Genomic DNA, 24,314 nt, shown 5'->3' on the forward strand with positions numbered 1-24,314 from the left:
CTTGGAGATATACGATACGTTGTTTCCCAAACGAGCCATGCCGACAGCATAGTTCAGTTCCGCCCCGCAGACGTGGCGGGAAAAATGTTCCACCGATTCCAACGGCCCCGCTTCTTCGGCGATGAGAAGCCCCATCGCTTCCCCAATAGTAAGCACATTCTTCATGATAAACTCCTTTTAAAAAGATAGAGCCGCTTGAAACAGCGGCTCATCAACAATTATGGTTTAATTATTTTAACGGTAACGGTTCAACTCGACCAACGAGGAACAAGTAAGACAAGGCACCGAGTATGCACAAGACACCAGCCGCTGCAAGGGGAACCAGGAAAGAGCCTTCGGTAATCGTCAGCATGACACCGGTAAAGGTCGTAATGAAAATACCTGCTAAGTTGCCGGCAAAGTTCATAATCCCGCCGATAGAAGCCACATGCTTAGGCGTAGGCGCAATTTCACCGACAATAACCCACGTATTAGAGCCAGCAAAGGATAAGCTTGCATAAGACAAGGCAAAAAGGGCCAAGCAGATATAGATATTATCGACGAATGCACAAAGGGCAATGCAGGAAGAAAGAAGCATGCCGCCAACTAAACAAAGTTTACGTGAAAACGTAGCCGAATGGCCGCGACGCAAGAGATAGTCAGAGGTAAGGCCGCCAAGCCATCCGCCGGGAATCGCCAACAGTGCCGGCAGCATCCCCAAGGTCCCCAATGCTTTCAAAGAAAAGCCGCGGGTTTCCATTAAGTAGCTGGGGAACCAAGTGATAAAAAAGTAGATGGCAAAATTCAGGCAGAACAGGCCGATCATAAGGCCCCAAACGGTCTTATAGCGGAACAAATCAGCCCAAGAAACCTTGCCTTCACCGGCTTCTTTAGATTCCGAAGCCTGATTTTCACCGCGTTCAGCTAATAAAGCTTCTACTTGTTCCGGTGCAATATCGCGATATTTTTCCGGATCACGATAAATGAACCACCAGGCGAGGGCCCAACCAATACCGATAAGGCCTGTAATAATAAAGGAGCCTCGCCAGCCCATTACAGAAATGATCCAAGCAATCAACGGCAGCGATAAGGCCGAACCGACACGGGACCCGCTGTCAAAGATACTGCAAGCAATGCCGCGTTCTTTTCGGGGAAACCAGTTATATGCAGCTTTTGCAAAGGAAGGCATCGCCGCCGATTCACCGACACCTAACAAGAGTCGGGACCCGACCATATGACCGAAAGTATGAACCATACCGGTCACGGCCGTAAAGACAGACCACCAGGCAACAGCAAAGGCCAAGCTCAGACGAACACCGACTTTATCGATAAACCAGCCTGCCGGCATCTGGCACAGGGCATAGGTCCAAAAGAAAGCACTCATGATGACGCCCATCGTAGCCGGATCCAAGGCCAGTTCAGCTCGGATATGAGGAGCTGCAATTGCCAAGTTGGCACGGTCAATATAGTTAATGGCATTTGCCAGGAAGCAGAGACCGATAATAATCCATCTCATATTTTTAAAGTTTCCTTTTGTCATGATAATTCTCCTTTACAACTGTCCGCATGTACGGTTAATCGCATCCCACAAGCCACAGAGATAGTTAGCCCCAAGTGCACGGTCATATAAACCATAGCCCGGACGACCTTCTTCTCCCCAAATCATACGGCCGTGGTCAGGACGGACGGGGCCTTCAAAACCGATATCGTAAGCAGCTTTCATAATTTCATACATATCTAAGTTCCCGATCTGGGATTTATGGGCTACTTCATTGAACACCCACGGTTCATGGACCTGGATGTTGCGGACATGAAGGAAGTTTATGCGGCCCATTTTACCGAATTTACGAATGATGTGAGGAATATCGTTTTGACGGTTCGAGCCGAGAGAGCCCGTGCAAATCGTAAAGCCGTTGCTTTCGCTGTCGACCATCTTGGCAATCTTCGTGAGGTCACTTTCGTTTTTGACGATGCGGGGCAGTCCAAAAACAGAAATGGGGGGATCGTCGGGATGAATCGCCATTTTGATGCCCACTTCTTCAGCAACGGGAACAATGGCTTTCAGGAAATATTCGAGATTTTTGCGCAGACCGTCTTCATCCATGCCCTGGTACTGTTCAATCAGGTGGGACAGTTCTTTCAACCGTTCCGGTTCCCATCCGGGAAGGACAAAACCATTCGTATTATCAAGGATTTCCCGAGTCATGTCTTCCGGCGTCTTACCGGCAATGAGATGGTAGTCATAAGCGAGAACCGTCGAGCCGTCATACAAGGGTTTAGCAAGTTCCGTCCGAGTCCAGTCAAAGACAGGCATGAAATTGTAGCATACCATTTCGATACCGGCCTTGGCAGCATTGCGAAGGGACGTAATATAATTTTCGATGTACTGGTCGCGGCTCGGCAGGCCTAATTTAATGTCTTCATGGACATTGATGCTTTCCAAATCTTTGAATACTAAGTTGTTGGCTTCCGCCTGCTTTTTGATATGCATCAACGGTTCAACCGGCCACACTTCACCGACAGGAATATCAAATAAGGCACCGACGATGCCATCCATGCCCGGAATTTGGTCGATCTGCTGCAGTGTAATTTTGTCATCTTTCTCTCCGTACCAACGGAATGTCATTCTCATAGATTAATTCCTCCTAATAGTAACTAAAAAATAAACTTTTTATTTTTATTGTGTTTTCATTTATTTTTGCTACGGTTGCATACTACCATACTAGTGTTCGCAGTGCAATAAAAACTTCCCCATCTTGAAGAAATAGAATGATTGATTTCGTAAGATGATTTTTACACATAAAAAACAGGGTTGCCGTGTGAGAGCAGCCCTGCTTGGGACGTACGTTAGAGTATATTTTAATTATAAGACGACATTCTTCTGATTTCCGGCAAGATAGGCGTCAATATTATCAAAGACGATAACGGCGCGTTTGGCCATCGATTCAGCCGTCGCAAAGGCTACGTGAGGCGTGACGATGGTGTTCTTTGAATGGAGGAGGGGATGATCGGTGTCGAGGGGCGGTTCTTTTTCAAAGACGTCGATGCCGGCACCGGCGATTTTACCACTGTTGAGGGCGTCGGCTAAGTCCTTTGAGACGACAACCGGACCGCGAGCTTCATTGATAAGGAAGGCTGTCGGCTTCATATAAGACAGGGTTTCTGCGTTAATCATGCCCTTAGACTGTTCCGTTACCGGGCAATGAAGGCTGACGATGTCAGACTGGGCCATCAATTCTTTCAACGGCAAATACTTGATTAATTCCGTATCTTCTTTATGGGAGAAACCATTATAAGCGATGACCTTAGCACCGAAGGCATGGACCAATTCGGCTACGCGATGGCCGATATGACCGGTCCCGATAAGGCCGACGGTTTTCCCTTCCAATTCGTTGCCGACAAGCCCTGCTTTGGTGCCTCCGGCCCGGCAGGCTGCGTCGACTTGAGGAACGCGGCGCAGTAAATCAAGCATCATGGCAATGGTCAGTTCTGCAACGGCAACGGTCGAATAGCCCGACGCGTTGCTGACTTTTATGCCTCTTGCTTTAGCCGCATCGAGGGCCACGTGATCGACACCGGTAAAAGCGACATCGATGTATTTCAAGTTCGGGCAGGCGTTGATGACCTCTGCCTTAAGGGGCATATTGGCAATAATGAGGATATCGGCATCTTTTGCTTCTTCGATTTGGACAGCGACGTCATCATTTCTTTCATAGGCTGCAAATTCATAGCCTTTTTCCGTAAGCGGTTTTACATAAGAGTCAAGTAATTCCTGACTGATACCTAACGATTCTAATAAGACGATTTTCATGTTAAAAAGCTCCTTTCAGGATAGTAATCACTGTCTTAATTATACGCAGATAGTAGGGATTTGTAATCCTCTATGGAAAATAAGCATATAAAATGTAATGCTATACAAAAAACAGATAGCATACATCAAAAATAAGGAAAAAAATACTGCCGGCAATCGTGAAGGACTGCCAACAGTAAATTATAGCTGTTTTAATTTTAAATTCGTCTCCCACAACAATTCTTCCATCGACGAAGCGCCTACGGCTTCGGCCGCTTTTAAGACGATGTGAGCACAGGCTCTGGCATCATCAAGGGCTTGATGGTGCTGGAAAGAATAGCCCAGATAACCGGCAACCGTATCGAGTTTATGGTTGGGCAGATCCGGCCACACGCGGCGCGATATTTCTACCGTGCAGGCATACGAAGCCTGTGGTTTTTCTAAATGGTAATACTTCAGGAGACTGCGCAGGACGCGCGTATCAAAAACGGCGTAATGAGCCACCAAAATCCGCCCTTCTAAATGGGTTCGGATATTCCCCCACAAGGCATCGAATTTCGGTTTATGGGCGACTTGTTCCGGCTGAATCCCGTGAATTTCAATGTTTCCCGGGTCGAATACCATAAAGGGCGGCCGAATCAGCGTATAGCCCTGGCGGACACACTGATCGTCATTCATGGTGACCGCCGCCAATGAGCAGGCACTGTTGGCGTATTTATTGGCCGTTTCAAAATCAAATGCCGTAAAATCAAGCATACGATACCATCCTTTTGACAAAAATCTAAAATCTACTTACAATAAAATCTGCATTCTGATTACGTTATCTGTACGAGGTATTTCTATGACCAGTGAACAATATACTTTTGCGGCTCAGGACCGGACATTTTCCGTAACGGTCGTCCGCAAAAAAGTAAAGAACATCAATCTCCATATCCGAGGCGACGGATCCCTGTTCATTTCCGCATCGCCCCGTGTGCCCTGGGAGTATATCGAAGCCTTCTTACAAAAAAAGAGCGACCTTATCTGCCGAGCCTTCCAAAAGATGCAGGAACAACAGAAAAATTCTCCCTTCCTGACACTGAGTGACGGCGAAACCCTCTTGATTACAGGCAAGCCTTACCGTCTCGACGTCCGTCTAGGCCTTCGCAATTCCATCCGGCGAAACCAGGACACGGTGTTTATGGAACTCAAGGAAGATACGCCGCAGACGAGGCAGAAACTGTATCATCAGCTTTTGCAGCGCATCGGAGCACCCCTTTTTTCAGACAGTCTCCAACGAATGCTGCCCTTATTTAAAGAATATAACCTCAAAGAACCGGTCCTCAAACAACGAATCATGCGCTCTCGCTGGGGCTCGTGCATGCCCCTAAAAGGCATCGTGACCATGAACACCTACTTGGTCATTATGCCGGAAGCCATCATTGACCACGTCATGCTCCATGAGCTCTGCCACTTCATCCACCCCAACCATTCCCGCCATTTTTATGACGTCATGACCGTCCGCATGCCGGACTGGAAGGAGCGCCGCAAGGCCATGAACCGCTATCTGCCCTACTGCATCTGATAATCAGGTGGAATCGTCGCTGCAAGTTCCGGCTCTCCGTCTTTGAAAGTCAGGATGAACACATCTTTAATCGCATCGTGATTGGCGTCAAGGGAAATCGTCCCGGTCGCCCCTTGGTAGTCAATCGTCTTGACCAATTCTTTAGCGACCTCTGTCGGATCCCCGGACTGACAGCGTGAAATGGCGGCTGCCGTCATCATAAAGGCATCGTAGCCAAGGGCTGCATAGCCATCGGGCCAAACGCCGTATTTTTCATAATAGGCTTGAGAAAACTGACGAGCAGCCTCACTCGACTCGTTTCCGGCATAGTGATCGGTATAATAAAGATTCGTCAGATATTGAGGCTCAATATCCCTTTCCATTTTAAGGCTGTTCCAGCCGTCAGGCCCCAACAACGGCACGGAGATTCCTTGACTTCTCAATACTTTAATAGCCGGAATCGTCCAATCGTCGTATCCCGGCAGATAAATGACATCGACGCCGTCGGCTTTTAATTCAGATACAACCTGAACGAGTTCTCCCGGATCCGATACAGCTCGAAAGATAGGGACCTCGCCTCCGCCGGCAAGAAAAGCGCTGCGAAAGTATTCTGCCAGTCCTTGCGCATACATCTTATCAGGATAGTAAAAGACAGCCGCCCTGCCGGCATGAAGGTTATGGCGGGCATAATCTACCATAGCCCGACCTTGAGAGGCGTCGATAAAGGCTGCTCGGAACATGTATTGATAGACTTCATTGGCCCGAATATCGACAGTAATATCGGGCTGTGTCCCGGCCGGACTGATAAGGGGAATCTTAACGGCTTCCACATTTGGAATGACGGCTCTCGTACAGTCGGTTATATCAGGACCGATGATAGCCGACACGTGTCGTACGTTCAGCTGCTGAATCGCAGCCACGGCATCTTCGGGCTTTCCGTGATTATCTACCGATACCAGCTGTACCGGTTTGCCCAGCAGGCCGCCGCGTTCATTGACAATATCCTTCGCCAATTCGATGCCTCGTTCGGTTGACGCCGAATAGGACATCCCTTTTCCGCTCAGAGCCAGATTGGTTCCGATGAGAACGCCTGTATACTGGCGAACAAAGGCACATCCGCCCAGCAAAAAGGCAGACAAAAAGACAAATAGGACAAGGAACTGAACATTTTTTTTCATGAAAGTCCTCCTTCCTCATTTGAAAAAAAGTCTGCCAAAGTTTTTTTATCAAGGCAAAAACAGCAAGGGGTTCGTCGGCGATCCATTGACCCGGACCTCATAGTGGACGTGAGGTCCCGTACTCCGGCCGGTGCTGCCGGCCAGTGAAATAATAGATCCGGCCTGGACTTCCTGTCCGACTGTAACGAGGAGCATGGAATTATGACCATAGCGGGTAACAAAACCGTTGCCATGATCGATTTCAACGAGGTTGCCGTAGCCATCGACCCAGCCGGCCATGGTAACCTTGCCGGCTGCCGTTGCCCGAACGGGGACACCGTAGTCAACGCCGATATCGATCCCTTCATGGAAGCCGGAACCACCGCCAATAGGATTCCCTCGATACCCGAATTCAGACGTAACGGTCCCTGTGACCGGCCAAATAGACGGCACGGTAGATGCGCTGTTGGGACTGCCTGAATTGCCGCCGACCTGGTACATACGGCTGTTTTGCTGCATCTGCAGTACTTGTTGACCGGCCGTATCGCTAAGGACGGTCTTTAAGGTGATAAAGCTGATAATACGGGCATTGCTGCGCGTTTCCAAACGAGAGGTGGCCAATAACAGGTCATTGTAGCTGGCATTCGAAAGGTCCGGAGATTTCTTCTGTCCCCCTGCTACGCCACCGTCACCTTTTGGGCTGTCACCAGCCCCCGATCCCTTGACCATTTGCCGCAGTTCCTGGTCGAGTGCATCCATTTTATCCATTTTTTCTTGGAGCGATGTCGTCTTATCCCGCATCAGCTCCAGCTGCTGTTCATGCAGCATTTCTTGGTCTTTAGCCTGTTGGAGCGAAACGAATTCATAAATACCGATGCCGACAGCAATTACAATGAAAATTGCTGTCGCGACTCCGATTCGAATGAATTTTTTATACTGCTCCGGCGTTACCACCAATGGTTCGGTCCGGTCAACCTGCAAAGAGGCAGGCCACCAAGCCGGCATCTTCGTCGGCTTTACTCGCTGCCACCAATTTTGCAGGGCCTTCATCCATGGATAGTCCTTAAGTTGGAACTTCACCTTTTTCCCCTCTTTATTCTTCCATATCCTTCTGAACAGCCTGCATGTCACCACTGTAATTCAAAGCGTTGTCCAGGCTTTCTTTTTCTTCTTCACTCATGCCATAAAGACACTTTCCGTCGACAATTGGTTTTGCAAAAATACGGGATTCATTGCGGCCATACACACTGGAAAGACAGAATCCGTCATTTTTCCCATCGAGAACCGTAAAGGCAAAGCTTAAATTATTACCGATATTGTCAAAGGCATTGTATTTTACGAAACCGATTTTACGGAAACAGTGGTTCTGTACAGCCATGATATCTTTTTGTGTCTGATGAATCAAATCCAGGGTCCCCTGCAGATTGTGCAGCTTTTCAACATCATCCCGCAGTTTCGCTTCGACGCTGGTTCCCGTTTCATCCTGCATAAAAAAGGTATACTTCGTTTCTAATTTTTTGATTTTCCAGTGTAAAAAGGCAATATAGACGAGCAAAATCAATAAAAGCAAACCGCCTATACCGGCAAGCGCCATCGCAGCAACCTGCATGTCAACATTAAACATTTTGTTCCTCCCGTAGATATACCAATAGATTATATATGAAACGAAGAAAAGGTCGACCGCTCACGGCCGTCGTTTTCTTCGGTGAGTATCGACATCAGTCGTTCAAACTCCGCTTCTGATGAAAATGAAATTTCAATTTTTCCTCGTCCCGGTCCGGGCCGCATCTGAATAGAAACATCCGTTCCCAAAGCCATCTTCAGCTTATCCTGTAAGAGCGCCAGATGGGCATCGGGCTCCGGTTTCGGACCGTTCTCAGCCAGTAGTCGCCGTACAAAAGCTTCGGCCTTTCGGGCGGACAACTCGTATTTCAAGATGTAAAGGGCCGCTTCGCACTGCTGTTTCTCCGTCGGAAGCTGCAATAAGGGACGAGTCTGTCCCATAGACAGTTTGCCTTCGACAATCAAACTTTTAATCGCTTCCGGCAGCTGCAGCAGCCGCACCATATTGGCGATATGAGAGCGACTTTTTCCAACTTTCTGCGCCGTCTGCTCTTGGGTCAGACCAAACTCAGTCATCAAGCGATCATAAGCCAGGCCTTCTTCAATCGCATCCAAGTCTTCGCGCTGCAAATTTTCAATAAGCGCGATTTCAGCGGCTTCTGCAAGGGTATACCGACGAATAATCGCCGGAATCAGTTTCAGCCCGCATCGCCTGGCCGCCCGCAGCCTTCGCTCTCCGGCAATGAGTTCGTACTGACCGGGTCCTGACTTTTGGACGACAATGGGCTGAACCAAACCATGCTGGCGGATAGACTCGGCTAAGGCCTCTAAAGCCGCTTCATCAAAGGAGCGACGCGGCTGCCGGGGGTTGGGTACAATACATTCGACAGCAATTTCAGTGATTCCTTCCTTTTTCGCAGAATGACCGTCGCCTGCCACCATGGCCACCTCATTTCTCTCGTAATTATTTTTAGGTCTATATTATAGTATATAGTCTATCACTCATTTAATCAAATATTTATTCTCTCATCTTTTCTCCAATTTTATGAAAGTTATATGATATAATAAGGAAAAAATACCTCATTCAGAAAGGATGTAACATATGCCACTATTTACAGATCCCTTAAAGGAAATAGACGCTGCCAGCGTCAAAGAATATGCCCAGCAGCGCGGCGCTCAAGAGCTGTCCGATGATATTGTAAACGAAGCCTGCCAACGCGTCATGGAACTGGCAAAACCACAGGCCTCGTGCCAGCAGTGCTTCTACGATAATACGTCGCACATGGTACTCTGCGACAGTCCTTTTACCGTCAACAGTCAAGCGGCCCGCCAGCTCATCGAAGACTCGGCCATCGTATTGATGTATGCCGTCACCCTCGGCGAAGCCGTGGAACAGGAAATCGACAAGCTGTTCATGGATAAAGAAATCACCCGAGGCTTAGCCCTCGATTCGGCCGCAGCCGTTGCCACGGCAGGCTACACCAAGCAGCTCGTCGAAACCCTCGATGAAGCCAGTGCCGATAAAGGTTATAAAGCCGTATGGGCCATGAGCCCCGGAACAGGCGACTGGCCGGCCGGACAGACGGCCAACATCGCCCAGGCCGTCCACGCCGAACAGATAGGCGTATCCCTTCTTCCCAGCGGCATGCTCATGCCCCGCAAAACGGTGGCCGGTATGATTGGCCTTAACTTTGCCGAAGCCGGCGGATGCAGTTCCTGCGGCGGTTCCTGCGGCGGCTGCGCCATGGCCGGTCACTGCGGAGAATAAATTATAACACCGTCCGTCTCCATAACTTGAATATCTATGTTAAAGGACCTGCCATGTAAATGGCAGGTCCTTTTTGTTATGGTATAATTCAGTTACTTAAAAAATGGTTTTAAGAATGATGGTCTGATTGCGGTTCGGACCGACAGAGACGATTCCCAGAGGTACGCCGACGAGTTCGCTAATCCGTTCCACATAATGACGGGCTGCTTCCGGCAGTTCATCATAGGATTTGCAGTTTGAAATCGACGTCTTCCAACCCGGCATATCTTCATAAATCGGTTCGACGTTTTCAAGGACATCGAGGCTGGCCGGATATTCTTTCAGCTGCTGGCCCTTGTATTTGTATCCCGTGCAGATTTTAATCGTATCCAAGTCGTCGAGGATGTCGAGGCGGGTAATAGCCAAATAATCGAGGCTGTTCAACATAGCTGCGTATTTTACAACGGCCGTATCGAGCCATCCGCAGCGGCGGGGACGACCGGTAACGGTACCGAATTCGCGACCCGTATTGCGCAGATAATCACCGATTTCATTGAGCTGTTCCGCCGGGAACGGACCGGCACCGACACGCGTCGTATAGGCTTTTACGACACCGACGATATTTTCCATGCGGCGAGGACCGACACCGGAACCGGTGCAGGCACCGCCGGCCGTCGGATTCGAGCTGGTGACGAAGGGATATGTACCATGGTCTAAATCAAGCATAGCTGCCTGAGCCCCTTCAAAGAGGACCTTCTTACCTTCACTGACGTAGAGGTTAGCCGAGTAGTTCGTATCCTTTACATACTGGCGGATTTGGTCGGCATAACCGAGGTATTCCTGGAGTACTTCATCGTAATCGAAGCCCTGGCAGCCGTAATATTTTTCAAAGAGACGATTTTTCAATTCCATATTGCTACGCAATTTTTCCGCAAAAACATCGCGGTCCATGAGATCGCCAATGCGAATGCCGACACGGTTGATTTTATCGGCATAGCAGGGGCCGATACCATTTTTCGTCGTGCCGATTTTAGCATCGCCCTTGAGCTTTTCATCTTCTTCATCAATACGGACATGGTACGGCATAATGACGTGTGCCCGCGTAGAAATTTCCAGCTTACTGATAGTTACGCCTTTTGAAGTCATGCTTTCAATTTCTTCGAGGAGGACTTTCGGGTTAACAACGACACCGCTGCCGATGATACAAGTTTTGTCGGAAAAGAGGATTCCCGACGGCAAGAGGCGCAGTGCAAAGGACTTATCGTCAACGACGACCGTATGGCCGGCATTATTCCCACCTTGGGAGCGGATGACGACGTCGGCTTTTTGGGCCAAATAATCTACGATTTTACCTTTTCCTTCGTCGCCCCACTGGGTTCCGATTACCATTGCTGTAGCCATGTATTCAACATCCCTTCATGAATTGCAAAATTAACAAACACTTACATTATACCATAGGCCTTATAGTTATGCTACTAAAAAGGCAATAGCTTTTACCCCTTTTTTACGATGTCAGCTTGAATAAAAAAAATTTTCCCTCGGGATCCCTATAAAAATAAAAAAGAAACATTTCGATACAGACTTGATAAAACAACTCATTGGCTTATTTCAACAAATATTGTATAATATGGAAATACCAAAGAAAAAACTGAAATTCAATTTTTATTACCAAGGAGAGATTTTTACTATGTTATTTGATACCTGTCGCATCGGCCGTATTGAAACGAACTGCCGTATTATCCGTTCTGCTACGTTTGAAGGAATGGGAAGGTACGGTGTGCCGACAGAAAATCTGACCAAAATGTATGAAAAATTGGCAGACGGCGGTGCCGGTATCATCATTACCGGTATGATGGCTACCAATAAAATGGAACCGCGGCAGCACTGCCAGATTCGCATTGACGATGACCAGTGCATCGAACCCCTCGCCAAGGTTACCCAGCACGTCCACGACCACGGCAGTAAAGTCGTCGCTCAGCTCGTCGTCATGGGATCGGCCATCCTCCTGCCGGAAGTACCCGAAGGGGAAGAACGCTTCATCTTCAGTCCCAGCGGCGTTACCGAAAAGGTCGCCAAGTGGACCCAAGAATCGAAGGCCTTGACAATCGATCAGATTCATGAACTGATCGAAGCCGTTGCCCGGGCAGCCAAACGAGCCCAAGAAGCCGGCTTCGACGGCGTCCAGTTCCATGGGGCTCACGGTTATTTGGCCAGCAAATTCTTGTCCCCCCACTTTAATACCCGTACCGATGAATACGGCGGCAGCTTAGAAAACCGGGCCCGCTTCCTCTTAGAAGCCATTGCGGCTATGAGAAAATCCGTCGGTCCGGACTACCCCATTTGGGTCAAGCTGAACTGTGCCGACTTCATGAAAGACGGCAGCCTGACCTTTGAAGAAAGCAAACAGGTCATGACCTGGCTTGCTGAAGAAGGTGTCGACGCCATCGAAGTCAGCGGAGGCAATACATCGTCCCTTCCGCGCAAAGGGCCGATCCGGGCCATTAAGCGCACGAAAGAACCGATGTATTTTAAAAACTATGCTGCCGAAGCCGCTTCCTTATTAAAAGGTAAAATCGATATCGGCGTCGTCGGCGGCTTCCGCAGTGCCGAAGAAATGGAACAGGCCCTTAGTGAAACGGATTTGGCCTTTATTTCCATGAGCCGCCCTTTCCTGCGTCAGCCGGATCTTCCCAAACGGTGGCGCGAAGGCGATACCGAGCCGTCCTTATGCATTTCCTGTTCGCGCTGCTTCGGTGCTGAAAACGTCGACTGCATCTTCAATAAGCGGGAAAAAGAAAATCAAGAAGTCTGAGATTCTATACTGAAATAAAGAGATTCGCTACGTGTTGATTTTGTACGCATGGAAGAGGAGGGCTGGTCATGACGCTTATCGCCATTGCCGTCATACTATTCAGCACGATCCTGCTCATTTTATGTCTGCCTGTCACTTATGAGATCAAAGTCCATATCGGCCCGCCCTTCCACTTGGCCTTCAGTGCCGGTTGGGGACGACAGCTGATTCGAAAATCCTGGTCCTATACCGTAGGTGAAGAATTTAAGGATGAACTCTATATCCTCGGAAAAAAGGACAGCCTGCCCTCGGAAAAAGAGTCAACCCCGATGGAAGAATCCCGGGAAAAACCGCCTCCAGCTGAGGAAATCCGAAAAACAGCAGATGAGACGCTTCCGCCTATGGAAGATATCGAAAAAGAAGTCGAAAAGGCTGTTAAAAAAGAGGTTGAAAAAGAACCTGACAAGGAAGCCGGCAAGGACCCTCCTGAAAAGAAGAAGGGCAGCCTCGGAGAGTGGATTCCCCTCATCGTCAACACCGACTTCTTGGCCGCTCTTTTCACTTGGCTGTCCCGCCTCATCGGCCACGGTCAAATTCGTCACCTGTCCTTATGCGGAATCCTAGGCCTTCCGGCTCCGCATAAAACCGGTTTCTTAGCCGGCGCACTATACGCCTATTGTCCCGGAAATCTCGAAAACCTTCACTTCAACTTTTTGGAAGAACAATATGACTGCACCGCCTACGCTTCAGGTCGCCTCTATCCGGCAATGCTCCTCTTGTTCACCTTGATGTTTGCCTTGTCGCGACCTGTACGCCATATAATAACTCATTGGTTTGCTGTGAATAAGGAGACGCGCTATGGATAACTCGAATATCAAAAACAATTTAGAGCAAATTTTTGAAAGTTTCAGAGAAATGATCAAAGTCGAAACCGTCGTCGGCCAGGCAGTCCACATCGGCGATGCCATCTTGGTTCCTTTCGTCGACGTCACCTTCGGTTTTGGTACCGGCGGACTGAACGGTAAGACCGACAACGGCCGCGACAGTATCGGCAGCGGCGGTGGAGCCAGACTCGAACCGGCAGCTATCCTGGTAATCAAAGGCGACCGCGTCGAAATGTTCTCCATCAAAAAAGGCGGCTATCAGGCCTCGGCCTTTGAAAAGCTCATCGCCATGGCACCGGAAATCATCGACAAGATGAAGAAGGATAAATATATTTATATCCACGACGATGCAGAAGATGAATCCCCTGAAAAAGAGGAAAAATAAGCTTAGCTCTTTTGCTCATTATTGTAATTCTTAACTAAATTTGTTATAATATAATAATAATCATATTTAGTATTTGAACCGCACCGCGGTATAGGAGGAATAAATTATGAAATTAAAAAAACAATTGGCATCTCTCGCCGTTATGGGTATGATGAGTCTTGCAGCTGCATCGTCAGCCTTTGCTGCTGGTGTCGGTTACGTTAATTTCGACGCCCTCGTTCAGGCGCACAAAGACTTCCCGAAAGTCAGCGCTCAGATGCAGTCGGCTATTAAAGACGCTAACGACAAGTTCTCTAAACAGGCCCCGAAACTGAAGACCGATCAGGAAAGACAGAACCTCGGCCGTGAATTGGCACAGAACCTCAGCCAGCTTGAAACGAAACTCGTCGTTCCGATTGAAAAAGACGTCGTCTCTAAAGTTGAACAGGTCCGCAAAGAAAAAGGCCTCGACAGCATCGTCGCTCAGGGAGCTATCATCGCCGGTGCTGAAAATGCTACCGACGAAACGGATGCCGTCAAAGCCTTGTTAAAATAAAATCATCGATTTTCCAAAGACTGTCACCTTCGTGGCAGTCTTTTTTTGTGCCTTCTTCGTGCCTATAGAAGCTATAACAAAGCCCTTTTCCAACCTTTTTGTAAAAATATATCAAAATCCCACACTCACTCTTGACATATACCCCCATTGGGTATATCATAACAATGTACCCCAAGGGGGTATCTAAGGAGGGAACCAATACTATGGAAGAAAAAGATGTCTGTCCCTGCTGCAATTCTGAAAAACATAAGTACCGCAGCAAAGAGGGCAAAGAGTATAAATCTCTCGTATCGCGGCTGAACCGTATCGAAGGCCAGGTCCGAGGCGTGAGAAACATGTTGGAAGACGACCGCTACTGTATCGATATCCTGACTCAAGTCAGTGCCATCCAATCGGCATTGAATGCCTTTAATAAAGAGCTCTTAGGTCAGCATATCAAGGGATGCGTCGTCGATGATATTCGCGATGGCAAAGACGAAGTCGTCGATGAACTCGTCGGAGCCTTGCAAAAACTCATGAAATAAAGGAGTGAGCCTAGTGAAACACGAAAAATTTACCATTACCGGCATGAGCTGCTCTGCCTGCTCAACGCGTGTTGAAAAAGCAGTCAATAAGCTGGACGGCATCGATAAAGCCAGCGTCAACCTCTTGACCAACAGCATGCAGGCCGACTACGACGAAAACGTCGTCAGCCAGCAAGATATCATCAAAGCCGTCGTCGATGCCGGCTACGGTGCCAGCCCGGCCGATACGGGAAGTTCCGCCTCATCCGGAGCGCCGCAGAAGAGCGCCTCCGATTTAGCAAAAGAAGAAATGAAGTCCATGAAGCAGCGTCTCATCGGATCCATCATCTTCTTGATCCCGGTCATGTACATTTCGATGTATCATATGTTCAATGAATGGTTCGGTCTTCCTATTCCGAATTTTATGCACTACATATTTCATGGGCCGCAAAACGCCATTACCTTTGCATTTACCCAGTTCTTATTAATCCTTCCCATCCTGTACCTGAACCGCAAGTACTATATCAACGGTTTCCGCAACCTCTTTGAAGGGGCGCCGAACATGGACAGTCTGGTAGGTTTAGGCTCGATGGCTGCTGCCCTCTACGGCGTCTTCGCCATTTTCCGCATGAGCTGGGGCCTCGGCCACGGCGATTTAGCACTGGTCTCTCAATACAGCATGAACCTGTACTTTGAATCGGCCGGTATGATCGTCACCCTCATCGACATCGGCAAATACCTGGAAGCCCGCGCCAAAGGCAAGACCAGCACGGCCATCGAAAAACTGATGGATCTGGCACCGAAACAGGCGACGGTCCTTCGTAACGGAATCGAAACGGTCATTCCCGTCGAAGAATTAGTCGTCGGCGATGAAATCGTCATCCGCCCGGGCGAAAGCATCCCCGCTGACGGGATCATTTCGGAAGGCTCGACGAGCGTCGACGAATCGGCCATTACCGGTGAAAGCATCCCTGTCGAAAAACAGGCCAGCGACAAGGTTACGTCGGCTACGATCAATAAAACAGGCTTCATCCACATTAAAGCCCAGCGCGTCGGCTCCGACACGACCATCAGCCAAATCATCAAACTCGTCGACGAAGCCAGCGCCAGCAAGGCTCCTATTGCCAAACTGGCCGACACCATCTCCGGTTACTTCGTACCGGCCGTCATCGCCATCGCTCTAGTAACCGGTATCGTATGGTACTTCGTCTTAGGCTTCAGCGCTGAATTCGCCTTCTCGACAGCCATTGCCGTCCTGGTTATTTCCTGCCCCTGCGCCCTGGGCCTGGCAACACCGGTGGCCATCATGGTCGGTACCGGTAAAGGCGCTGAAAACGGGATCCTCATCAAGTCCGGCGAAGCCTTAGAAACGGCCCATGCCATCGATACCGTCGTCATGGATAAAACCGGCACCATTACCGAAGGTCGCCCGAAAGTTACTGACATCATCGCCCTTAAGGGCAGTGACGATCAATTAGTCAGCCTCGCTGCCGCCCTCGAAAAAGGCAGTGAACACCCCTTGGCCGAAGCTATCAATACCTATGCCGCCGATCACAGCCTCACAGGGAAAACCGCCAGTGATTTTAAGGCTCTCTTCGGCCGCGGTGTCCAAGCCGTCATCGACGGAAAAACCTATTACGCCGGCAACATCCGCCTCATGGATGAAGTCCACATCGATACGACAGCCATTACGGCAACCCTCAACACCCTGGCCGACGACGGCAAGACGCCGCTCCTCTTTGCCGATGAAAAAGAAGTTATCGGCATCATCGCCGTCGCCGACGTCGAAAAAGAAACGAGTGCCGAAGCCATTGCCGACTTTGCCAAAATGGGCATCAACGTCGTCATGCTGACCGGGGACAACCAGCGCACGGCTGAAGCCATTCGCCAGCGTCTCAACATTCCTCAGGTCATCGCCGGTGTCCTGCCTCAGGATAAAGAAAAACACATTGCCGCCCTCCAGGCGAAAGGCCATAAAGTCGCCATGATCGGCGACGGCATAAACGACGCTCCGGCCCTTGCTAAAGCCGATTTGGGCATGGCCATCGGTGCCGGCACCGACGTCGCCATCGAAAGCGCTGACGCAGTCCTCATGCGCAGCGACCTTCTCGACGCCGTCAGCGCCATCCGCCTCAGTAAAGCCGTCATCAAGAACATTAAGGAAAACCTGTTCTGGGCGTTCTTCTACAACGTCATCTGCATTCCCTTGGCCGCCGGCCTCCTCTATCCGGCCTTCGGCATCCGCCTGAGCCCCATGATTGGCGCCGCAGCCATGAGTCTCTCAAGCTTTACCGTCTGCATGAACGCCCTGCGCCTGCGTTTCTTCCAAACGACGCACAGCTCCCGTGTTTCACGTGAAACACGTACCGATAAATCCCAGCCTGCTGTTACCGCCGCTGAATCAAAAGCGGTCGAAGCAGCCACAACCTCCGTTTCCGCAGATAAAACTGCTGAAGATACAGGAAAAGTTTCTAACGAACCTAAGAAAGGAAATGATGAAACGATGGAAAAAACACTGAAAATCGAAGGCATGATGTGCCAACACTGCCAGAATCACGTACATGAAGCATTGTCCGCTATGGACGGCGTCACCGCTGTTACGGTTGACTTGGAAGGTAAAAAAGCCGACGTCACCCTCAGCAAAGATATTCCCATGGAAGATTTTGCTAAGGTCATTGCCGACGCAGGCTATGAATTAGTAAAATAATCGAACTATAGGAAAGGGCTCATCCGATTTTTCGGATGAGCCCTTTTTCTGCTTAACAGACTTAATGTTTGCCCTAGATTTTGGCCTTAAGGGGGAGAATAAAGGTAAAGGTCGTTCCCTTGCCGACCGTACTGTCAGCCCAGATGTTGCCGCCGTGGCTGCGGATAAACTGCTGTGCCAAAGCGAGGCCGATGCCGCTTCCGCCACTTTTTCGATTCCGTGACTGCTCACTGCGATAGAAGTATTGAAAAATATGATTCAAATCTTCCGGAGCAATCCCCTTTCCCGTATCGGCAACCTGTACCTGGACATAAGGTTTCCCCTCTACGGCAACCTTCATGGTTGAAACGGTAATCGTACAGCCCTTGTCGATATAGCGGATGGCATTGTTCAGTAAATTATAAATGACCTGATTGATGCGATCGACGTCGATGACAAGAGACGGCAGATCACGACTTAGGTTTTGTCGAACTGTCAGCGATTTTTCCTCACATAAAGGCTGAAGCATACTGACCGCCCGTTCTAACATCGTATTGATATCGGCCGGCTCCTTATGGAGGGTCAATTCATCGATTTCTGCCAAGGACAGGTCCCGAAGATCCTGAATAAGGCGACCCATGCGCACCGTCTCATCGGCCATAGACAAGAGTATTTTTTTATCCGTGGGAATAATATCATCGATCATGCCTTCTAAATTCCCCTGGAGAATGGCCAGAGGGGTCCGAAGCTCATGGGCAATATTAGCAAATAGCTGCCGCCTCATCTTGTCATTTCGCGCCAGTTCTTCCGACATCTCATTAAAGGACTCCGTCAGGACACCGACCTCATCGTGGCGTTCCACGGATACCGTTTGACCGTAACTTCCGGTCCTGATTTTTTGTACGGCACCGGTCAGGGTCGATAAGGGGCGCATGATTTCCCGAACGACAAAATAGCTGACAATAACACTGACGATGATCATGCCGATACCGACCCACAGCAAGGACTGGTGGACAGCAGAAATATAAGTACTCTCTGCCGGCCCGTGCATCGATCCGTGCATACCGCTCATGCCCATTCCCATACCGTTCTGGGCATTGCCCATCATATGAGACATATTGGTCAGGTATTGGGAAAAATGGTTATTCATCTGATTATTGACTAAAATGAGCAAGATAGCAATCGTCAAAAGCAGCAGAATAAATACCAAAGCCGTCAGGCGGATCACGATGCTGTCAGACCTCTTCATGGCTGCCTCCTACAAATTTATAGCCGATACCGTACACGGTCAAGATATACGTAGGTTCGGCCGGATTAGGCTCCAGCTTTTTGCGCAGATTGCGGATGTGCGTATCGATAGTCCGCTCATAGCCCTCAAAGCTGTATCCTCCCTGTATCTTATCCATGAGCTGCATGCGGCTGAATACACGGTCCGGTGAAGCCGACAAGACTTCCAAGAGGTTAAATTCCGTCGGCGTCAGCACGATAGGCTGGCCGTTTCGAAGAACGGTGAACTTCTCCTTGTCGATGACCAAATCGCGAATCATGTACGACGTCGGCTGCTGCAGGACCTCGCCCCGAGTGCGGCGCAATAGGCTGTAGACCCGGGCAATGATTTCCTTAACGTGAAAAGGCTTGGTCACATAGTCATCACCGCCGATATTAAGCCCTACCAAACGATCCGTTTCATCATCTTTTGCCGACAGAAAAATAATCGGTATATCACTGAACTGCCGCGTCCTACGGCAGACTTCAAACCCGTCCATGCCGGGCATCATCAAATCGAGCAGCATGATCTGCGGCTTTTGGTTCCGCAAAATATTCAAGGCCTCCAAGCCGTCATGAGCGATGTACACAACAAACCGCTCCTCTTCAAAATAGGATCGGAGCAAGGCACAAAGCTTTTCATCGTCATCGACGATGAGAATGGAATTGGTACGCAAAAAGGCTCACCTCCAAAAATTTCTTTGTTTCTATTGTACCATATGGCCTCTATAGGAGCGACCCCATCAAAAAAAGACTGCCTCCGAAGAAGCAGTCCATTCTTATGATTGAAAATACACGAAATCTTATTTATTCGAATCCATCTGATCGTGACTCATCTGGTCATGACCCATCTGATCGTGGTTCATCTGACCATTGCTCATCTGGTCGTGATTCATCTGGTCATGGTTCATCTGGCTGTGATCCATAGGCATATTCATGTCCATCTGCATGTTGTCATGCATCTGCATTTCCTGCTGCGTCGGAACGTAGCCGGCCAGTTTCGGATCTGCCATCCCAAAGACCATCGCCAAGTGGGTGAACAGAACGAAGAGAATCATGAGCACGATATGATTCTTGATCTTAGACGTAGAATCCTGGTTCTTGAAGATAATCCCCAATTCCTGCAAGAGAATCAAAACGGCAGGAATGACGCCGAGGACGTAAGCCCAAATCGAAACCATGTCGATAGGACCGCGCCACTGAATGGTCGGAATGTAAGACGTGACGATATATACCGTCGCAATGATGAAGAATACCCCGAGAATAATACCGCAGATGTGGCTCAGGCTGTCCCATTTTTCGCTGCGATGATCCTTATACAGCAAGGAAAAGGCACCCGATGCCAAAATCGTTTCTGCCAATACCATCGGCACCAGCATGAAGAGAATCAAAAACCACGGTGAATGAAGCGACAAGAGCTCCATGTAATGAGTCATTACCATATTAACTTCCCCCTTTTAAAACAAACGATTATCTCTGATAGCCATGGTGGCCCATGTACGGACCATGGCAATAGCCATCGTCGTAGCCATCGCCATTGTCACTGTAGTAGCCATTGCCGTGACAGTAATAACCATTGTTGTAATAAGAAGAATCATTCTGGTCTGAATATGAATTGGCTGCAAAAGCAGAGAATCCTGCCATAACGGAAAGAGCAGCTACGATAAGCAGTACCTTCTTTTTCATAGATATAACCTCCTAAAGAAAATCATCATCATTTCTATGGTTAGAGTATACCAAAATGGTGCGAAAAAGATATGGAGGAAATGTCAAGAAAATATAAAGATTTACTATTTTAAGATGATATTGTCGATGAGGCGGGTCTTACCGATGCGGACGGCAATGGCCAAAAGGCTTTCGTCGGAAACCGTTTGGATCGGTTCCAAGTCAGGGAAGGAAAAGAGATCGACATAATCAATGGAAGCCATCGGTTCGGCTTCAATTTCAGACGTAACAATGGCTTTCAGCTTTTCTACATCTTTTTCGCCGCCGTCATAAGCCGTCTTGGCTTTTCTCAGGCTGCGCGAGAGGACCAGGGCTGCTTCTTTTTCAGTGTCGGACATATAAGCATTGCGCGAACTCCGAGCCAGACCGCTTTCTTCACGGACGATGGGGACCATGTTGATATGGACGGGCAGATTGAGGTCACTGACGAAACGGCGGACGACGACGACCTGTTGGGCATCTTTTTGGCCAAAGAAAGCTTCATCGGCGCCGGTAATATTGATCAGCTTGGTGACGACCGTTGCCACACCGCGGAAATGGATGGGCCGCTGGGCACCGCAGAGCTTATGGGTAATATCGCCGTCGACATTGACGTACGTGCAGTAACCCTTGGGGTACATTTCCGACGGTTCCGGATGGAAGACGGCATCGACGCCGACACTTTCCAGTTTCCGGCAGTCTTCTTCAAAGCGGCGCGGATAGGCGTCATAGTCTTCGTTGGGGCCGAACTGGGTCGGATTGACGAAGACCGAAGCGACGACGACGTCACAGGCGGCTTTTGCCGTCCGCATCAGCGTCAAATGCCCTTCATGGAGGGCACCCATAGTCGGGACCAGGCCGATGACCTTGCCGGCCTTCTTTTGTTCACGGGAAAATGCCTGCATTTCTTTGACAGTACGGAAAATTTTCATGATCATAAACTCCTTTATAAAAATAGATTATGCCGCATGGGCTGTCGATTCTTTAACACCGACGCCATCGCCCTTTTCATCGCGGCGAGAGAAGTAGTTGGCAATGAGGGATCCGGAAATATTGTGCCAGACACTGAAAATAGCACCGGGAATAGCCGCTGCCGGATTGAAGTACAAGACCGCCAAGGACGCTGCCATTCCGGAATTTTGCATGCCCACTTCGATAGCGACGGTCCGGGATTTTTTCGAATCGAGGCGGAACAGTTTGGCCATGAGGTAGCCGAGGGTCAGTCCGAAGACGTTGTGCAGGACGACGATGACCGCCATTAAGAGGCCGACATCGAAAAGGCGAGATGCACTGAGGGATACGACGCAGCCTACGAGAATGACGATGGTGACCACGGAGACGACGGGCATGGCCGGCAGTACCTTTTCGACGCCGCGGGCAAAGAAATGGTTAACCCCTAAGCCGAGCAGCACCGGAACCAGGACCATCTGGACAATGGAAAGCATCATCGACAAGAAAGAAACATGGATCCATGCGCCCGCCAAAAGCCAAGTCAAAGCCGGCGTAACGATGGGAGCCAACAAGGTCGTTGCCATCGTCATCGATACCGACAGGGCTACGTCGCCCTTAGCTAGGTAGGAAATGACATTCGATGCCGTCCCACCCGGGCAGGTACCTACCAAGATGACGCCAATGGCCAGTTCCGGCGGCAGGGCAAAGATACGGACCAGGCCCCAAGCCACGAAAGGCATGATCAGGAACTGCGCAAAGATGCCGATAAGGACTTCCCAAGGCCGCTTAAAAACAGTCTTAAAGTCCGCGACGGTCAAGGTCATGCCCATGCCGAACATGACGATGCCCAAGAGCCAGCCGACATAAGGAGCAGCCCACTTCAGCGTCCACGGCCACAGCGCTCCGACAACGCCGATGAGGACGACGAAGACGGCCATATGGCTGACCAGAAAATCACAACACTTTTTCAATCAATCTATACCTCCTGTCTTAGTTTCGGGGCAAAAGGACATAAAAAAATACCTTTCAGCTCGGACTGAAAGGTATGGGTATCTGCAACCGTCACTTAGCACAGGCACATATCGTGAAAAAACACAGATATGGCTTTACGGCCATAACATGATGAGCAATCCTTCCTGTCTCGGTCTGAATCAGATCCAAGCAGATAATGAATCGATAGTAGACATAAAAAAAGTATAACTCACATTGCGTGATGCTATCTTTTGCCTCGGCCGTATCATACCATATTTATGCGCCTCATGCAATGGTCCCTGCAAAATCGGAAAAAAAAGAGTCCATTCATCGATAAAATCCTTGTATTTTTCATCATTTTATCCTATAATATTACCAATTCTTGTCACACGTTGTTCCCTTGTAAGGAACCAATGTTGCAAAATACCAAAAAAAGGAGCTACAAGGAACATGTCGATTCAACTTGCTATTGTCATCTTATACATCATCTTATTATTTGCCATTTCCATGTACGTCAAACATCGGGCCAGTCAAAACCCGACGGAATATCTCTTTGCCGGCCGTAAGTTTTCCACCGGCCTGGTCGCCGTCAGCATTACCGGCATGGCCGTCGGCGCAGCTTCCACCGTCGGCGTCGCCGAAAGTGCCGTCAAAGTCGGCCTGGCTGCCGGTTGGTACAATGCCGCCTGGGCTATCGGGGCCATCGTCATGGGCTTCGTCGCTGCCGGCAAATACCGTTCGCTGAACTGTACGACCATTCCCGAACTCTTTGAACGGAGCTACGATAAAAAAGCCCGCATCATCAGCGTCATCGGCTTGTCTCTCATCATGCTCTGCATCACGTCCCTGCAGTACGTCGCCGGCGGCTCCATCCTGCACGCCCTCATGCCGGATATCTTTTCCATGCAGGGCGGCATGATTACCAGCGCCATCGTCTTCGTCGGCATCACGGCCATCGGAGGCCTGTGGTCGTCGGGCCTGTCCAATATCTTAAGCGTTACCGTCATTTACCTTGGCATCATCTATTCCCTAATTCGCATCCTCATCCGTGACGGCGGCATCAGCGGCATCAACGCAGCACTTCCGGCAGCGGACTTCAACTGGTTCTCTCCCATGGGCGGCCTGTCCTTCGCCGTCCTCATGGGCTGGATCATCGTCATGACCACCCAGGCCATCACCGCCCAAGGGCCGGTACAGATCGCCTGCGGTGCCAAAAGCGCCAAAGAAGCCCGTAAAGGATTTATCCTCGGCGGCCTGCTCATCTTCCCTATCGGCTTCTTATCGGCCATCTTAGGCCTGGCTGCCAAGGCCCAGTTCCCCGATATCAATCCGACCCTGGCCCTGCCGCAAATCATCATGAGCCTCGATCCTTTCTCTTCCGGGATGACCTTAGCCGCCCTTTGGGCCGCTGACGTATCGACGGCCTGCACCATCCTCCTCGGCGCCGGCACGCTCATCTCTCAGGACGTGTTTAAACGTTTTATCAAGCCGAATATGTCGGACATGACCTACGTCAAAGCCAACCGCCTGATCATCGTCATCATTGGCGCCATCACCCTGCTGATGGCCTTCTATGCCGTCGGCATCGTAAAGGTTATGCTCATTGGCCTGAGCCTTACGACAGCCTTTACCTTGGTATTCCTGTGCACCCTCTTCGCCCCGTCCCTGTGCCGTAAAAACACGGCCTTTTGGACGACTTTGGTTGGCATCGCCGGCCTCATTCTCTGGCAGTTATGCCCGGCTGTCCGCCTGCTGCCCCATGTCATCTACTTTGAATGGGTCATCTGTATCATCACCTTGCTGATTGTCCGCCTCGTCGATAAGACACCCATCAAAATGCCTGAACTGAAAAGTTAAA

25 protein-coding genes are annotated in these 24,314 nt (G+C 49.6%); 9 read left to right on the forward strand and 16 right to left on the reverse strand.

Annotated elements, in window-relative coordinates; genetic code table 11:
- The 5 genes from UCI88_RS03970 to UCI88_RS03990 all read right to left on the reverse strand — a co-directional run.
- Positions 1 to 165, reverse strand: a 165-nt coding sequence (locus tag UCI88_RS03970; RefSeq protein WP_330024047.1) for a PfkB family carbohydrate kinase, incomplete at its 3' end; no start/stop codon positions are given.
- 64 nt (positions 166 to 229) lie between these two features.
- Entirely contained in the window at positions 230 to 1,495 is a 1,266-nt protein-coding gene (locus tag UCI88_RS03975; protein ID WP_302357274.1) for an MFS transporter, read from the reverse strand.
- Positions 1,496 to 1,531: 36 nt separating this feature from the next.
- The gene (gene uxuA / locus UCI88_RS03980) at positions 1,532 to 2,611 is read right to left on the reverse strand and encodes a mannonate dehydratase (RefSeq protein ID WP_256179696.1); all 1,080 of its coding nucleotides are present in this window, start codon (positions 2,609 to 2,611) and stop codon (positions 1,532 to 1,534) included.
- 231 nt (positions 2,612 to 2,842) lie between these two features.
- The gene (locus UCI88_RS03985) at positions 2,843 to 3,790 is read right to left on the reverse strand and encodes a 2-hydroxyacid dehydrogenase (protein WP_044503383.1); all 948 of its coding nucleotides are present in this window, start codon (positions 3,788 to 3,790) and stop codon (positions 2,843 to 2,845) included.
- A 180-nt stretch (positions 3,791 to 3,970) separates the two neighbouring features.
- Positions 3,971 to 4,525, reverse strand: coding sequence for a 3'-5' exonuclease (locus tag UCI88_RS03990; RefSeq protein WP_044503384.1), 555 nt, complete (start codon positions 4,523 to 4,525; stop codon positions 3,971 to 3,973).
- An 85-nt stretch (positions 4,526 to 4,610) separates the two neighbouring features.
- Between UCI88_RS03990 and UCI88_RS03995 the strand changes: the two genes are divergently transcribed.
- Positions 4,611 to 5,333, forward strand: a complete 723-nt coding sequence (locus UCI88_RS03995; protein ID WP_256179697.1) for a M48 family metallopeptidase — start codon at positions 4,611 to 4,613, stop codon at positions 5,331 to 5,333.
- Here the strand turns inward: UCI88_RS03995 and UCI88_RS04000 are convergent.
- Genes UCI88_RS04000 through UCI88_RS04015 form a run of 4 tightly spaced genes read right to left on the reverse strand, consistent with a single transcriptional unit; the run spans position 5,321 to position 8,974 of the window.
- Positions 5,321 to 6,490, reverse strand: a complete 1,170-nt coding sequence (locus UCI88_RS04000; RefSeq protein WP_256179698.1) for an ABC transporter substrate-binding protein — start codon at positions 6,488 to 6,490, stop codon at positions 5,321 to 5,323. The two genes, UCI88_RS03995 and UCI88_RS04000, sit on opposite strands and share 13 nt — an antisense overlap.
- Before the next feature lie 48 nt (positions 6,491 to 6,538).
- A complete protein-coding gene (locus UCI88_RS04005; protein WP_044503386.1) occupies positions 6,539 to 7,549 on the reverse strand; it encodes a M23 family metallopeptidase in 1,011 nt (336 codons plus the stop codon).
- A gap of 13 nt (positions 7,550 to 7,562) precedes the next feature.
- Positions 7,563 to 8,093, reverse strand: a complete 531-nt coding sequence (locus UCI88_RS04010; protein ID WP_225068620.1) for a DUF4446 family protein — start codon at positions 8,091 to 8,093, stop codon at positions 7,563 to 7,565.
- 29 nt (positions 8,094 to 8,122) lie between these two features.
- Positions 8,123 to 8,974, reverse strand: coding sequence for a ParB/RepB/Spo0J family partition protein (locus tag UCI88_RS04015; protein WP_044503388.1), 852 nt, complete (start codon positions 8,972 to 8,974; stop codon positions 8,123 to 8,125).
- A gap of 160 nt (positions 8,975 to 9,134) precedes the next feature.
- Here UCI88_RS04015 and UCI88_RS04020 point away from each other — a divergent pair, with 160 nt between their 5' ends.
- Entirely contained in the window at positions 9,135 to 9,800 is a 666-nt protein-coding gene (locus tag UCI88_RS04020; protein ID WP_044503389.1) for a hypothetical protein, read from the forward strand.
- 96 nt (positions 9,801 to 9,896) lie between these two features.
- Here UCI88_RS04020 and UCI88_RS04025 read toward each other — a convergent pair whose 3' ends face one another.
- Positions 9,897 to 11,180: an adenylosuccinate synthase gene (locus UCI88_RS04025; protein ID WP_256179699.1), complete on the reverse strand. Its 1,284-nt coding sequence runs from the start codon at positions 11,178 to 11,180 to the stop codon at positions 9,897 to 9,899.
- A gap of 286 nt (positions 11,181 to 11,466) precedes the next feature.
- Between UCI88_RS04025 and UCI88_RS04030 the strand changes: the two genes are divergently transcribed.
- From UCI88_RS04030 to UCI88_RS04055, 6 genes are all read left to right on the forward strand, one after another.
- Positions 11,467 to 12,591, forward strand: a complete 1,125-nt coding sequence (locus UCI88_RS04030; RefSeq protein WP_256179701.1) for an NADH:flavin oxidoreductase — start codon at positions 11,467 to 11,469, stop codon at positions 12,589 to 12,591.
- Positions 12,592 to 12,659: 68 nt separating this feature from the next.
- A complete protein-coding gene (locus tag UCI88_RS04035) occupies positions 12,660 to 13,436 on the forward strand; it encodes a hypothetical protein (RefSeq protein ID WP_256179702.1) in 777 nt (258 codons plus the stop codon).
- Positions 13,429 to 13,839 carry a GerW family sporulation protein gene (locus UCI88_RS04040; RefSeq protein ID WP_044503393.1) on the forward strand — a complete coding sequence of 137 codons (411 nt, stop codon included), beginning with the start codon at positions 13,429 to 13,431 and terminating at the stop codon, positions 13,837 to 13,839. The genes UCI88_RS04035 and UCI88_RS04040 overlap by 8 nt, the downstream gene beginning before the upstream one ends.
- 106 nt (positions 13,840 to 13,945) lie before the next feature.
- Positions 13,946 to 14,374: an OmpH/Skp family outer membrane protein gene (locus UCI88_RS04045; RefSeq protein ID WP_044503394.1), complete on the forward strand. Its 429-nt coding sequence runs from the start codon at positions 13,946 to 13,948 to the stop codon at positions 14,372 to 14,374.
- 203 nt (positions 14,375 to 14,577) lie between these two features.
- Positions 14,578 to 14,898 carry a metal-sensing transcriptional repressor gene (locus tag UCI88_RS04050; RefSeq protein WP_044503395.1) on the forward strand — a complete coding sequence of 107 codons (321 nt, stop codon included), beginning with the start codon at positions 14,578 to 14,580 and terminating at the stop codon, positions 14,896 to 14,898.
- 13 nt (positions 14,899 to 14,911) lie between these two features.
- Positions 14,912 to 17,584, forward strand: a complete 2,673-nt coding sequence (locus UCI88_RS04055) for a heavy metal translocating P-type ATPase (RefSeq protein ID WP_256179703.1) — start codon at positions 14,912 to 14,914, stop codon at positions 17,582 to 17,584.
- A gap of 73 nt (positions 17,585 to 17,657) precedes the next feature.
- Here UCI88_RS04055 and UCI88_RS04060 read toward each other — a convergent pair whose 3' ends face one another.
- From UCI88_RS04060 to UCI88_RS04085, 6 genes are all read right to left on the reverse strand, one after another.
- Entirely contained in the window at positions 17,658 to 18,812 is a 1,155-nt protein-coding gene (locus UCI88_RS04060; protein ID WP_256179704.1) for a sensor histidine kinase, read from the reverse strand.
- Complete coding sequence (locus UCI88_RS04065; protein WP_256179705.1) at positions 18,799 to 19,506, reverse strand: response regulator transcription factor; 708 nt, start codon at positions 19,504 to 19,506, stop codon at positions 18,799 to 18,801. Before UCI88_RS04065 ends, UCI88_RS04060 begins: the two co-directional genes overlap by 14 nt.
- A gap of 126 nt (positions 19,507 to 19,632) precedes the next feature.
- Complete coding sequence (locus tag UCI88_RS04070; RefSeq protein WP_256179706.1) at positions 19,633 to 20,271, reverse strand: DUF6803 family protein; 639 nt, start codon at positions 20,269 to 20,271, stop codon at positions 19,633 to 19,635.
- A gap of 28 nt (positions 20,272 to 20,299) precedes the next feature.
- Entirely contained in the window at positions 20,300 to 20,515 is a 216-nt protein-coding gene (locus UCI88_RS04075; RefSeq protein ID WP_044503400.1) for a hypothetical protein, read from the reverse strand.
- Positions 20,516 to 20,619: 104 nt separating this feature from the next.
- Positions 20,620 to 21,465: a pantoate--beta-alanine ligase gene (gene panC / locus UCI88_RS04080; RefSeq protein WP_256179707.1), complete on the reverse strand. Its 846-nt coding sequence runs from the start codon at positions 21,463 to 21,465 to the stop codon at positions 20,620 to 20,622.
- Between the two features lie 27 nt (positions 21,466 to 21,492).
- The gene (locus UCI88_RS04085; protein WP_256179708.1) at positions 21,493 to 22,455 is read right to left on the reverse strand and encodes a bile acid:sodium symporter family protein; all 963 of its coding nucleotides are present in this window, start codon (positions 22,453 to 22,455) and stop codon (positions 21,493 to 21,495) included.
- 451 nt (positions 22,456 to 22,906) lie between these two features.
- On the opposite strand from UCI88_RS04085, the gene UCI88_RS04090 reads away from it, so the two are divergent.
- Entirely contained in the window at positions 22,907 to 24,313 is a 1,407-nt protein-coding gene (locus UCI88_RS04090; protein WP_065359831.1) for a sodium:solute symporter family protein, read from the forward strand.
- Position 24,314 lies beyond the last annotated feature (1 nt).

Source organism: Megasphaera massiliensis (assembly GCF_036305205.1).
In the GTDB taxonomy this organism is placed as follows: Bacteria; Bacillota; Negativicutes; order Veillonellales; family Megasphaeraceae; genus Megasphaera; species Megasphaera massiliensis.

Coding starts and splice junctions, on each gene's coding strand:
- UCI88_RS03975 (WP_302357274.1), bottom strand. CDS start 1,495: ATGAGATGGATTATTATCGGTCTCTGCTTCCTGGCAAATGCCATTAAC.
- uxuA (WP_256179696.1), bottom strand. CDS start 2,611: ATGAGAATGACATTCCGTTGGTACGGAGAGAAAGATGACAAAATTACA.
- UCI88_RS03985 (WP_044503383.1), bottom strand. CDS start 3,790: ATGAAAATCGTCTTATTAGAATCGTTAGGTATCAGTCAGGAATTACTT.
- UCI88_RS03990 (WP_044503384.1), bottom strand. CDS start 4,525: ATGCTTGATTTTACGGCATTTGATTTTGAAACGGCCAATAAATACGCC.
- UCI88_RS03995 (WP_256179697.1), top strand. CDS start 4,611: ATGACCAGTGAACAATATACTTTTGCGGCTCAGGACCGGACATTTTCC.
- UCI88_RS04000 (WP_256179698.1), bottom strand. CDS start 6,490: ATGAAAAAAAATGTTCAGTTCCTTGTCCTATTTGTCTTTTTGTCTGCC.
- UCI88_RS04010 (WP_225068620.1), bottom strand. CDS start 8,093: ATGTTTAATGTTGACATGCAGGTTGCTGCGATGGCGCTTGCCGGTATA.
- UCI88_RS04015 (WP_044503388.1), bottom strand. CDS start 8,974: ATGGTGGCAGGCGACGGTCATTCTGCGAAAAAGGAAGGAATCACTGAA.
- UCI88_RS04020 (WP_044503389.1), top strand. CDS start 9,135: ATGCCACTATTTACAGATCCCTTAAAGGAAATAGACGCTGCCAGCGTC.
- UCI88_RS04025 (WP_256179699.1), bottom strand. CDS start 11,180: ATGGCTACAGCAATGGTAATCGGAACCCAGTGGGGCGACGAAGGAAAA.
- UCI88_RS04030 (WP_256179701.1), top strand. CDS start 11,467: ATGTTATTTGATACCTGTCGCATCGGCCGTATTGAAACGAACTGCCGT.
- UCI88_RS04035 (WP_256179702.1), top strand. CDS start 12,660: ATGACGCTTATCGCCATTGCCGTCATACTATTCAGCACGATCCTGCTC.
- UCI88_RS04040 (WP_044503393.1), top strand. CDS start 13,429: ATGGATAACTCGAATATCAAAAACAATTTAGAGCAAATTTTTGAAAGT.
- UCI88_RS04045 (WP_044503394.1), top strand. CDS start 13,946: ATGAAATTAAAAAAACAATTGGCATCTCTCGCCGTTATGGGTATGATG.
- UCI88_RS04050 (WP_044503395.1), top strand. CDS start 14,578: ATGGAAGAAAAAGATGTCTGTCCCTGCTGCAATTCTGAAAAACATAAG.
- UCI88_RS04060 (WP_256179704.1), bottom strand. CDS start 18,812: ATGAAGAGGTCTGACAGCATCGTGATCCGCCTGACGGCTTTGGTATTT.
- UCI88_RS04070 (WP_256179706.1), bottom strand. CDS start 20,271: ATGGTAATGACTCATTACATGGAGCTCTTGTCGCTTCATTCACCGTGG.
- UCI88_RS04075 (WP_044503400.1), bottom strand. CDS start 20,515: ATGAAAAAGAAGGTACTGCTTATCGTAGCTGCTCTTTCCGTTATGGCA.
- panC (WP_256179707.1), bottom strand. CDS start 21,465: ATGAAAATTTTCCGTACTGTCAAAGAAATGCAGGCATTTTCCCGTGAA.
- UCI88_RS04090 (WP_065359831.1), top strand. CDS start 22,907: ATGTCGATTCAACTTGCTATTGTCATCTTATACATCATCTTATTATTT.